An 11,494-nucleotide genomic window follows, 5' to 3' on the forward strand; every position below is an offset into this window, starting at 1 on the left:
TGCCATGGCGGCGGACATTCTCCTCCCGCCGGGCTCATGCGGCGGCGGGAAACGAAAAGAATGAATGCGACGGGAGAAAAGCATGCTGGACAAACGCAAGTTCTACATTGACGGTAAATGGGTGGACCCGCTGACGCCGCGCGACCTGGAGGTGATCAATCCGGCGACCGAAAAGCCGATCGCGTGGATCTCCATGGGTACTGCTGCCGACATCGATCGGGCAGTCGCCGCCGCCAAGAAGGCGTTTGCGAGCTACAGCCAGACCAGCGTCGACGAGCGCCTCGCCCTGCTGGAGAAGCTGCTCGCAATCTATAAGCGCCGCTACGACGAGATGGCCCGCACGATCACGCTCGAACTGGGCGCCCCAATCACCATGAGCACCGAGCAGCAGGCCGATGTCGGCGTCGGCCACCTGCAGGGCTTCATCGATGCGCTGAAGCGCCTGAAGAGCCGTGAAGTGCTGCCGAATGGCGACGTGGTGCGGCGCGAGCCGATCGGCGTCTGCGGGCTGATCACGCCGTGGAACTGGCCGATCAACCAGATCGCGCTCAAAGTCGTTCCGGCGCTCGCTACCGGCTGCACCTGCGTGCTGAAACCTTCCGAGTTCACGCCGCTGAACGCCTTGCTCTACGCCGAAATGGTCGAGGAGGCCGGCTTCCCCGCCGGCACGTTCAACCTCGTCAATGGCGACGGTATCGAATGCGGCGCGGCCCTTTCGAAGCACCGGGACATCGACATGATGTCGTTTACCGGCTCAACCCGTGCCGGCATTGCCGTCAGCAAGGACGCGGCCGATACCGTCAAAAGGGTGACACTCGAACTCGGTGGCAAGTCGCCAAACATCGTGTTCGAGGATGCCGACCTGGAAGATCGTGTCGCTGGCAGCGTTGCCGAGTGCTTCAACAACTCCGGTCAGTCATGCGACGCGCCGACGCGCATGCTCGTGCAGCGCTCGGTCTACGACAAGGCCGTCGCAATCGCGGAGAATGCCGGCAAGGCAGCAAAAGTCGGCAATCCGGAACAGGAAGGCGGCCATATCGGCCCGCTGGTCTCCCACATCCAGTTCGGTCGCGTCCAGGCGCTGATCGAGGCGGGTGTGGCCGAGGGCGCGCGCGTGCTCGTCGGCGGTCCAGGCAAGCCGGAAGGCTTCGAAACCGGTTACTTCGTCAAGCCGACCATCTTCGCCGACGTCAACAATAACATGCGCATCGCCCGTGAAGAAGTGTTCGGCCCGGTTCTGTCGATCATTCCTTTCGACACCGAAGAGGAGGCGATCGCGATTGCCAACGACACCAACTACGGCCTTGCCGCCTATGTGCAGACAGGAAATGCGGACCGCGCCGAACGCGTCGCCGCACGCCTTCGCGCCGGCATGGTCCACATCAACGGTGGTCCGCATCGCTACGGCAGCCCGTTCGGCGGCTTCAAGCAGTCGGGCAACGGCCGCGAAGGCGGCATCTTCGGGCTGGAGGACTTCCTCGAGGTGAAAACCGTCCACCGCCCCGACGCCGCATAAGGGCGATCGAAAGGCATGGCGAAATCGGCTGTCGGGCGCATCCATCGATGCGCCCGATCGCTTTTGATTGGGGCATGCTGCGAAATGGCGCGCATTTCGCCCGCCGCCACGGCGCCGTCGATCACTGCGATCTCGCTGATCGTCCCCCTCCCACCGTCGAAGCTTCGTCAAACTGAATGCAGCCATCAATATTGTTGACTGGATCGCCGGAATTGGATGTGCAAAGGGCTGTTCATCCCCAAACTGTGGCCCGTCGACGCCTCGCGCAGGCTCGCAGCCCAAGCGCGCAGAACCGGCCATGACAGATGCGACCGCCACCTCCGTAACGCCGTCGAATGCGACGCGCTTGGGCGTGCTGCTCATGCTGCTCGGCATGGTGATGTTCTCGTTGAACGACGTCTTGGGCAAATGGCTGGTGGCGACCTACTCGCCCTCGCAACTCATGTTTATTCGCAGTCTGGCGGCCATAACCGTGCTGCTGCCGTTCTTCTGGCGCACGGGATGGCACAATCTCGTGCGCGTGGAACGCCCTCGCCTGCAGGCCCTCCGCTCCCTGCTGTTCGCTTTCGAGGCAACCGCGTTCTACTTCGCCGTCGGTTACATGCCGCTCGCCGATGCGATGACCTACTGGCTTGCTGCACCGATCTATGTCGCAGCACTCTCGCCGCTGATGCTCGGCGAGAAGGTGGGCTGGCGACGCTGGAGCGCTATCCTCGTCGGTTTCGCCGGCGTCGTCATCGCGCTGGAACCTTCTAGGGAAAGCCTCACATTGCCGGCGCTCATCGCGCTTGCCGGCAGCATCGCCTTCTCGTTCGCCATGATCTTCGGCCGCACCTTGCGGGCAACGCCCGACACGACGCTGGTTTTCTGGCAGGTCGCGGGCGCAGCCGTTTTCTCGCTGGTGACGCTTGCCTTCGATCCCTCCGGCTGGGCTCCGGTGCGCCCGTTGGACATCGGCCTTCTCAGCCTGCTGGGTGTCGTTGCCATGGCGGCACACATGCTGGTGAACAGGTCGCTCAAGCTTGCGGACGCCGCAACCGTCGTGCCGCTGCAGTACACGCTCCTGCTTTGGGCGGTGGTCTTCGGACTGATCTTCTTCGGCGACATGCCGCGCACCGCCATGCTGGTCGGGGCCGGCTTCATCGTCGCCTCAGGGCTTTTCATCTTCTTCCGGGAACAGAAGCTGAAACGGGCACGGCAGCCCGCGCAGTAGTAAGGCCTAGGGAACCTGGGCGCCCCTCACCGTCGTGTAGATCGCATACACCGATGTCGTCGCGGTGATGAACAGGCGGTTGCGGCGCGGGCCGCCGAAGGCAAGGTTCGACACGGACTGCGGCACGCGAATGCGGCCGAGCAACGCCCCGTCGGGTGCGAAGCAATGAACGGCGGGACCGCCGCTCGTCCAGACATTTCCGTTCGTATCGACACGCAGGCCATCCGGCACGCCACCTTCGATGAGCGCGAAGACGCGGCCGTTCGCAAGGCGCCGACCGTCGTCCAGGACATCGAAGGCACGGATCTGCGGCGGCCATTGTGCGTCGTGGCTCGAAGCGGAGTCGGCGATATAGAGGATGCTTTCGTCCGGAGAGAAGGCGAGCCCGTTCGGCTGACCGAAGTCGGTAACGACAGCGGCGATGTCCCCGCTTGCGGGGTCGATGCGGTAGACGTTGCGCGTCTGCTGCTCCGGATCGGCCTGATAACCCTCGTAGTCTGACAGGATTCCATAGGTCGGGTCGGTGAACCAGACGGAGCCATCAGAACGGACGACCACGTCGTTGGGCGAATTCAGTCGCCGCCCTTCGAAGCTGTCGGCAAGGACGGTGATCGTTCCATCATAATCCGTGCGTGTGACCCTCCTGGTTCCATGCTCGCAGGAGACCAGCCTTCCCTGCCGGTCGCGGGTATGGCCGTTGGCAAAGTCGGAAGGCTGCCGGTAGACAGACACGCCGCCCTCCGGCGTCCAGCGCAAAATGCGCTGGTTGGGAATATCGCTCCAGAGAAGTTGGTTGGCGTCGGAAAACCACACCGGCCCCTCCGCCCAGCGGCAGCCGGTGTAAAGCTCTTCCAGCCGCGCGCTGCCCACGATCAGGCTGCTGAACCGGGAATCGAAAATCTCGTAAGGCGTTTCCTGCATCTTCGATCCTACCTGCCCGTCGCTTCGCTCCGTCGCTGGCGCCTGCGTCGAACACAGCGACATCTTGCGAAACTGCCAGTTGCAGTTTACGCGATCAAGCGGCACTCAGGTGCACCGCTGTCTATTTGTAGCGGCCATGCCGCTGCAGCACCTCGATCTTGTAGCCGTCCGGATCGGCGATGAAGAAGAAGCGGGCGAGCAAGGTTCCATCGCGCTTGAACTCGACGATCTTGTTGGGCTCAAGCTCAAGCTTCACCAGTCGCGCGTGCTCGGCATCCAGATCATCGACCGAAACGGCGAAATGCCCGTAGGCGTCGCCGAGCGCGTAAGGTTCGGTGCGGCCCTTGTTGATCGTCAGTTCGAGCTCGAATTCGCTCTCCTCGTTGCTCAGGTAAACGAGCGTAAAGGTATCGAAATCCAGCCGTTCCGCCACGTCCAGGCCAAAGGCGTCGCGGTAGAAATCGACCGAGCGCTGCTCGTCTAGCACGCGGATCATGGAGTGGATGGACTTCGCCAAGGTGGCCTCCTCATTCTCTTCAAGGTGCGGCAAGCATGCGCCGAAACTGCTGCGAGCGGTAGCAGCGCCTCGTCACAAACGCAATTTTTCCGTCACGCCTTCGCCGGGAATGCACACAGGCACTGCGTTGACAATTGAGATCACATCTCAATATAAGTGATCACATTTCGGAAAGACGCAAAAGCGCGCCGAGTACAAGCTGAACACGATGAGCTTCGAGGGGTGCGCATCTTGTCAATGCACAAGGCAACGACGTCCGGCCAGAAGTCCGAACTGGAGGCGCGCGCGGCAGCGCTGCTTGAGACCGAGCGGGCGCTATTTGCCCAGCGCCGGCCACGTACCGCACAGATCCATGCCCAATCCGGACCCGGCTTCTTCGACGGCGTGCCGCAGCACTGGATGCTCGACTGGCCCTCCCCGTTTCCGCCGATCATCGAGACGGCGTCCGGGGTGACCCTCACCGACATCGATGGCAACCGGCTGACGGACCTCTGCCTCGGCGACACCGGCGCCATGTTCGGACACGGGCCTGCGCCGGTTTTGAAGGCACTCGCCAACGCCGGCGCGCGTGGCCTGACCACCATGCTGCCATCCTCCGACGCCCATGCCGTCGGCAAGCTGCTTGCCGATCGTTTCGGCCTGCCGCGATGGCAGCTTGCGGCCACCGCCAGCGACGCCAATCGCTTCGCCATCCGCGTGGCCCGCGCGGTCACCGGCCGCGCCCGGCTGCTCGTCTTCGACGGCTGCTATCACGGAGCCGTGGACGATACCCTGGTCGACCTCGTCGATGGGCGAACGGTCTCGCGCCGCAACCTGCTCGGCCAGGTTCGCGACCTCGGCGAACTGACCGTCTCCATCCCCTTCAACGACGAGGCGGCCCTTGCCTCGGCGCTTGCGGCCAACGACATCGCCTGCGTGCTCGCCGAACCGGTCATGACCAATTGCGGCATGATCCTTCCCGACCCGAGCTTCCACGATACTCTGCGGCGGTTGACGCGGGCTGCCGGCACGTTGCTCCTCATCGACGAGACCCATACCATCTCCACTGGACCGGGCGGCTACAGCCGGTTGCATGGGCTTGAGCCAGACCTGATGGTCATGGGCAAGCCCATCGGCGGCGGAATTCCGGTCAGCGTCTGGGGCATGAGCGAGGCGGTGGCCGAAAGTCTGCATATCGTTCGCCGCGAGCAGAGCGGCCACGGCCATTCCGGCATCGGCACCACGCTTTCGGGAAGCGCCATCCAGCTTGCCTGCCTGCGCGCCTGCCTGGAAGAGGTCATGACCGACGAGGCCTACCGGTCCATGAATGCGCGCGCAGACCGGATCGCGGCCGGTTTCAAGGCCGCGATCGCGGCTAACGGGCTGGAGTGGACTGTTTCGCGCGTAGGGGCGCGGCTTGAGGTGGTGTTCTCGCTTCATCCGGTGCGCAATGCCGTCGAGGCGCGCCTTGCGGCTTCCGACACCATAGAGCAGGCGCTGCATCTCTCCATGCTCAATCTCGGCTATCTGCTCACCCCGTTCCACAATATGGTTCTTGTCAGCCCGGCCCTTACGGCCGCAGAGGCCGATGGCCTCGTCGAGGCGTTCGTCGCCGTGCTTGGGCGGTTGGTGAAGGGGAAGGACGCATGACCAAGGACACAGCCGCACGCCCCCAAGGCGTCGCCGACATCGCCGAAGCCGAAGCCTTCCTTACCGCCCATCCGGAAACAACCGCCTTCGATCTGGTCCTGATCGATGCCAACGGGATTGCGCGCGGCAAGATCATCCGCCGCCACGAGCTATTGCCGATCTTCCGCTCCGGCCGGCATCTGCCGGGCTCCATTCTCGGCCTGGACGTCTCAGGCGAGGACGTGGAGGAGACGGGGCTGGTCTGGTCGGACGGTGATGCCGATCGCCGCGCCTGGCCGATTGCCGGCTCGCTGGTGCCGCTGCCGTGGACCAATCCGCCGCGCGGCGAAGTGCGCCTGTCGCTGTTCGAACTCGACGGCGCGCCGATGGCCGCCGATCCCCGCCAGGTTCTCTCCCGACGCGACACGCTGCTGAAGGCACAGGGTTTTCATCCTGTTTTGGCCTACGAGCTGGAATTCTACCTGCTGGACCGCGAAAGGGACGCAGCCGGCAACTTTCAGCCACTACGGCTGCCGCTTTCCGGCGAGCGCCCGGAGGGCATCCAGGTCTACGGCGTAAACGAGCTCGACCGTCTTGAACCCTTCATCGACGCGGTCTACCGGGCGGCGGAAGCACAAGGCCTGCCTGTCGAGACTATGATCTCGGAATACGCACAGGGGCAGTTCGAGCTGACCTTGCGCCACGGCAGCGCGCTACGCGCCGCCGACGATCTCGTCATGCTGAAACGGCTTCTGCGCGCGCTGGCGCTACGCCACGGCATGATGGCCTGCTTCATGGCCAAACCGTTTCCCGGCCGCGCCGGTTCGGGGATGCATGTGCATGCGAGCCTGGCCGATGCCGCGGGAGACAACCTGTTTGCCGACCGCGCCGGCGAGCTTTCGCCGCTGATGACGCAGGCCGTCGCCGGGCTGCTGGAGACGATGGACGAATCCATGCTTGTCTTCGCCCCGCACCTGAATTCCTGGCGGCGCTTCTCCGCCCAGAGCTACGCACCGACGACACCGACCTGGGGAACGAACAACCGCTCCGTCGCAGTTCGCATTCCCGCAGGCGCCGGTGCCGGACGGCATCTCGAGCAGCGGGCGGCGGGGATCGACGCCAATCCCTACCTCGTCGGCGCTACCGTGCTTGCCGCCATGCAGAGAGGCATCGTTTCGAAGGCCGATCCGGGCCCGCAGACGACCGCGTACGCGGATGGTGCCGGCGACAGCCTTCCGCCAGACTGGCGCAGCGCCATCGACAAGGCGGCGGCATCCTCGTTCCTGAAGGAGGCGCTGGGCGAACGGATGCACCACGTGTTCCTCGCACTCAAGCGCGCCGAGTTCCGCCGCTTCGCCGCCGAAATCACACCCCTTGAGCGCTCGCTCTACGGCGAAATCGTCTGATCCTCTCCCCCAGCAGGCCGACCGCATGAAAACCTTCTACACCGCCGACCACCATCTGCATCACAGCGGCATGGAGGTTTCCTTCGGCAGCATCGTCGAAACCTTCGAAAAGCCCGAGCGGGCGCAAATCGTGCTGTCCCGCATCAAGGACGTCGGACTCGGCCCGGTCCTCGATCCGCAGCCCTACGGGCGCGCGCCGATCGAACGGGTGCATACGCCCGACTATCTCGATTTTCTCGAAAACGTCTTTGCCGAATGGCGCGCGGCCGGCCGCGACGGCGAGGTCTGGCCCTATAGCTGGCGTCACCGTTCGATGCCGCCTATCGACAGCCCACCCTCCGGCCTGGACGCGCGGCTGTCCTACTACTCGTTCGACATGGCCGGTTCCATCACGGAGACCACCTCGCAGGCGGCGCGGCGCGCAGCCGATACGGCACTGGCCGGCGCGGACGCGGTGCTTGCCGGGGACCGTGCCGCCTTCTCCCTGTGCCGGCCTCCCGGCCACCATGCCGGGCGCGACTTCTTCGGCGGCTACTGCTACCTCAACAATGCGGCGATCGCCGCCCAGCGCCTGCGCGACGGCGGCCACGAGCGCGTCGCGATCTTCGACATCGACTACCACCACGGCAACGGCACGCAGGAGATCTTCTACGACCGCGCCGACGTGCTGCTCGCCAGCCTGCATGGCGACCCGGATTTCGAGTTTCCCTTTCATCTCGGCTACGCGCGCGAGCGCGGCGCAGGTGCCGGCGAGGGCTTCAACCTCAACTATCCGCTGCCCGCCGGAACGGGATGGGCGGAGTGGCGCGAAGCCTTCGAGGACGCGCACGAGCGCATCCGCGACTTCCAGCCGTCGGCCCTGGTCGTCTCGCTGGGCGTGGATACGTTCAAGGACGACCCGATCTCGCAGTTCAATCTGGACGGAGAGCACTTTCTCGTCATCGGGGCTCGCATCGCCGCCTTCGACCTGCCGACGCTTTTTGTGATGGAAGGCGGCTATGCGGTGGATGCGCTTGGCATCAATGCCGTCAACGTGCTGCAGGGGTTCGAGCGCGCCTAAGCGTGTCGCTTGTCGCAAGACTGCTGCGTCATGCCGGACATCGAGCCGCGATGCCCGGCAATCGCCAGGTTGTGTATGCCGGTTCGAGCAAGGTTTCTCAGGCTCTCGGTCTTCCCGGATCCCTCGCGGTACGCGGCTCCATCGGCATGCCAGGCACCCCGGTCCAGATGCCGGATGGCTTCACGAAACCGATCATCTCGGCCGCCATCAGCGTATCGACGAACTCGACGAACTCGATGATGCGGCCGTCGCTGAACGTCAGCTTGTCCAGCATTTCCGTATCGATGAAGGTGTCTGTCGGGATGAACCGGATGGAACCGGAACGATGGACCAGCACCGTGTCTCCGTCGACATGCATGCTCTCGATGTCGAGGCCGGAGACGTCCCAGTTCGTCATGAGGTCACCGAACCGGGCGCTGATTTCTGACGTGCCCTCGGTCATGTGCGTCAGCGGTCCGAGCCTGTAGTTTCCGGCGATGCGGAAGCAGGCGTTCGGATCGACCAACGCCATGATCTGTTCGATGTCGTTATCGTTGCGTGCCCGGTAGAATGTCCGGACAGTCCTCTCGAGTTCTCTGCGATCCGTCATGGATGCGTCCCTCCGTTTGAACGGCGGCAGTGTGCGCCCGAATGCCATGGCAGACAATCGGGCTGCAGTATCCATTGGTATTAGCGTAAACTAATATTAAGAGGCGCACCAAACAGAGACGTAACCGTGGCCGTTGAACGCATCAGCTTCACTGGTGCAGGTTTCGGCGCGAGAGGTTGCGCACGTCCCGTTCGCCGCACAGCGCCATGGTGATGTCGAGTTCCTTGCGGATGATTTCCAGAGCCCGCGTGACCCCCGCCTTGCCGCCGGCTCCGAGGCCATAGAGGAAGGGGCGCCCGATATAGGTGCCCTTTGCGCCGTAGCAGAGCGCCTTCAGCACGTCCTGACCGGAGCGGATGCCACCATCGAGATGCACTTCAATGTTGCCGCCGACCGCATCGACGATGCGCGGCAGCATGCTGATCGAGGACGGCGCACCGTCGAGCTGACGGCCGCCGTGATTGGAGACGATGATCGCGTCAGCACCGGTCGAGACCGCCATGCGCGCGTCCTCTTCGTCAAGGATGCCTTTGAGGATCAGTTTGCCGCCCCAGCGCTCCTTGATCCAGGCCACGTCCTTCCAGGACAGCTGCGGATCGAACTGCTCGGACGTCCACACCGAAAGGGAGGTAAGGTCCGTGACGCTTTTGGCGTGGCCCACGATATTTCCGAACGACCGGCGCTTCGTGCCTAGCATCTGCATGCACCACAGCGGCCGCGTCGCCATCTGCCAGATATGCTTCGGCGTGAACTTCGGCGGTGCCGAAAGGCCGTTGCGAATATCCTTGTGGCGCTGGCCCAAAATCTGCAGGTCCAGCGTCAGCACGAGCGCCGAGCACTTTGCGGCCTTCGCCCGTTCGATCAGGTTGATGACGAAGTCGCGGTCCTGCATCACATAGAGCTGGAACCAGAACGGTTTCGTCGTCACAGAAGCAATGTCCTCGATCGAGCATATGCTCATGGTCGACAGCGTGAACGGGACGCCGAACTCTTCCGCCGCCTGCGCCGCCAGCATTTCGCCGTCGGCGTGCTGCATGCCGGTCAGTCCGGTCGGCGCGAGCGCCACCGGCATCGAGACCTTCTGACCGATCATCTCGCTTTCGAGCGACCTGTTGGTCATGTCGACGAGAACCCGCTGGCGCAGCTTCACCTTCTGGAAATCGTCCTCGTTGGCCCGATAGGTGCCCTCGGTGTAGGCGCCTGAATCGGCATAGTCGAAGAACATCTTCGGCACGCGGCGCTTGGCTCTCGCTTTCAGGTCGGCAATTGTCAGAATATCGTTCACGCTTCACCCCTACATGCGGCGGGGCGCAATGCGACGCGCCCCGAATTCGACTGTCATCTTTTAGGAGCGGAACGTGTATTCGGCAATGGATTCTGGCTTCATTTCGATCGAGAAGCCGGGGCGCGACGGCGGCATGTAGGCGGCGTTGCGGATAACACATGGATCGACGAAATGCTCGTGCAGGTGATCGACATATTCGATGACCCTGCCCTCCTTCGTGCCTGACACCGCGATGTAGTCGATCATCGACAGATGCTGCACATATTCGCACAGGCCGACGCCCCCCGCATGCGGCCACACGGGCAGTCCGTACTTCGCCGCCACCAGCAGAACGGACAGTACCTCGTTCAGGCCGCCCATGCGGCAGCTGTCGATCTGGACGACATCGATGGCGCCTTCGGCGATGAACTGCTTGAACATGATGCGATTCTGGCACATCTCGCCGGTCGCCACCTTCACCGGGCCGATGGCCTCGCGGATCTTGCGATGTCCGGCAATGTCGTCGGGACTGGTAGGCTCCTCGATGAAGAAGGGATTGGCAAAGGAGAGCTTCCTGACCCACTCGATCGCCTGCCCGACCTCCCAGACCTGGTTCGCATCGATCATGAGGTAGCGGTCGGGCCCGATCACCTCGCGCGCAATCGTCAAACGGCGAATGTCGTCTTGGAGGTCGCGGCCGACCTTCATCTTGACGTGGTTGAACCCCGCATCGACGGCCTCCTGGCACAGACGTCTGAGCTTGTCTTCCGGATAGCCGAGCCAGCCGGCCGAGGTGGTGTAGCAGGCATAGCCCTCGCGCCGCAGCGTCTCGACCCGCTCCGCCTTGCCGGCTTCGGCCTTCTCCAGGATCGCCACCGCCTCTTCGCGGGTCAAAACGTCCGTCAGGTAGCGGAAATCGACGATATCGGCGATCTTCTCCGGTGAAAGCTCCGAAACGAGCTGCCACACCGGCTTTCCGGCCTGCCGCCCGAGCAGATCCCACACGGCGTTTACGACCGCACCGGTCGCAAGGTGCATCGCTCCCTTGTCAGGGCCGATCCAGCGCAACTGGCTGTCGCTGGTCAGATGCCGCCAGTATTTTCCGGGCGCCGCACGTACGTCTTCCAACTCCGTCCCGACGACAAGGTGCTCCATCGCCCGGATCGCCATGCAGCAGATATCGTTGCCCCGGCCGATCGTGAAGGTCAGCCCGTGGCCGGCAAGGCCATCCACGTCGGTGTCGAGGATGACGTAGGCGGCGGAATAGTCCGGATCGGGGTTCATCGCATCCGAGCCATCAAGGCTGCTGGATGTCGGAAACCGCAGGTCGAACACGCGCATGCCGGTGATGCGGGCCATCTTTTCCTCCCCTTGCGCGCCGGACGCGACCGGGCGTTTCC

10 protein-coding genes are annotated in these 11,494 nt (G+C 63.7%); 5 read left to right on the forward strand and 5 right to left on the reverse strand.

The genetic code is table 11. The features are described from left to right. Window positions 1-82: 82 nt before the first annotated feature. Both CRO48_RS02975 and CRO48_RS02980 read left to right on the forward strand, forming a co-directional pair. Window positions 83-1,516, forward strand: coding sequence for an aldehyde dehydrogenase family protein (locus tag CRO48_RS02975; protein ID WP_097136253.1), 1,434 nt, complete (start codon window positions 83-85; stop codon window positions 1,514-1,516). A 298-nt stretch (window positions 1,517-1,814) separates the two neighbouring features. Beyond that, window positions 1,815-2,729, forward strand: a complete 915-nt coding sequence (locus CRO48_RS02980; RefSeq protein WP_097136254.1) for a DMT family transporter — start codon at window positions 1,815-1,817, stop codon at window positions 2,727-2,729. 6 nt (window positions 2,730-2,735) lie between these two features. Here the strand turns inward: CRO48_RS02980 and CRO48_RS02985 are convergent, their stop codons facing one another. Beyond that, window positions 2,736-3,650: an SMP-30/gluconolactonase/LRE family protein gene (locus tag CRO48_RS02985; protein WP_097136722.1), complete on the reverse strand. Its 915-nt coding sequence runs from the start codon at window positions 3,648-3,650 to the stop codon at window positions 2,736-2,738. Between the two features lie 121 nt (window positions 3,651-3,771). Continuing rightward, window positions 3,772-4,167 carry a VOC family protein gene (locus tag CRO48_RS02990; protein ID WP_097136255.1) on the reverse strand — a complete coding sequence of 132 codons (396 nt, stop codon included), beginning with the start codon at window positions 4,165-4,167 and terminating at the stop codon, window positions 3,772-3,774. Window positions 4,168-4,404: 237 nt separating this feature from the next. Between CRO48_RS02990 and CRO48_RS02995 the strand changes: the two genes are divergently transcribed. Genes CRO48_RS02995 through CRO48_RS03005 form a run of 3 tightly spaced genes read left to right on the forward strand, consistent with a single transcriptional unit; the run spans window position 4,405 to window position 8,241 of the window. Then, a complete protein-coding gene (locus CRO48_RS02995; protein WP_097136256.1) occupies window positions 4,405-5,796 on the forward strand; it encodes a transaminase in 1,392 nt (463 codons plus the stop codon). Then, the gene (locus tag CRO48_RS03000; RefSeq protein ID WP_097136258.1) at window positions 5,793-7,181 is read left to right on the forward strand and encodes a glutamine synthetase family protein; all 1,389 of its coding nucleotides are present in this window, start codon (window positions 5,793-5,795) and stop codon (window positions 7,179-7,181) included. The genes CRO48_RS02995 and CRO48_RS03000 overlap by 4 nt, the downstream gene beginning before the upstream one ends. 25 nt (window positions 7,182-7,206) lie before the next feature. Beyond that, the gene (locus CRO48_RS03005) at window positions 7,207-8,241 is read left to right on the forward strand and encodes a histone deacetylase family protein (RefSeq protein WP_097136259.1); all 1,035 of its coding nucleotides are present in this window, start codon (window positions 7,207-7,209) and stop codon (window positions 8,239-8,241) included. Between the two features lie 97 nt (window positions 8,242-8,338). On the opposite strand, the gene CRO48_RS03010 is transcribed toward CRO48_RS03005, so the two are convergent. From CRO48_RS03010 to CRO48_RS03020, 3 genes are all read right to left on the reverse strand, one after another. After that, window positions 8,339-8,830: a nuclear transport factor 2 family protein gene (locus tag CRO48_RS03010; RefSeq protein WP_097136260.1), complete on the reverse strand. Its 492-nt coding sequence runs from the start codon at window positions 8,828-8,830 to the stop codon at window positions 8,339-8,341. 148 nt (window positions 8,831-8,978) lie between these two features. Then, window positions 8,979-10,115 carry an alpha-hydroxy acid oxidase gene (locus CRO48_RS03015; protein WP_097136261.1) on the reverse strand — a complete coding sequence of 379 codons (1,137 nt, stop codon included), beginning with the start codon at window positions 10,113-10,115 and terminating at the stop codon, window positions 8,979-8,981. Window positions 10,116-10,175: 60 nt separating this feature from the next. Continuing rightward, window positions 10,176-11,453 carry an L-fuconate dehydratase gene (locus tag CRO48_RS03020; protein ID WP_097136262.1) on the reverse strand — a complete coding sequence of 426 codons (1,278 nt, stop codon included), beginning with the start codon at window positions 11,451-11,453 and terminating at the stop codon, window positions 10,176-10,178. Window positions 11,454-11,494: the final 41 nt, after the last annotated feature.

This window comes from Rhizobium subbaraonis (assembly GCF_900220975.1).
Taxonomy (GTDB): Bacteria; Pseudomonadota; Alphaproteobacteria; order Rhizobiales; family Rhizobiaceae; genus Mycoplana; species Mycoplana subbaraonis.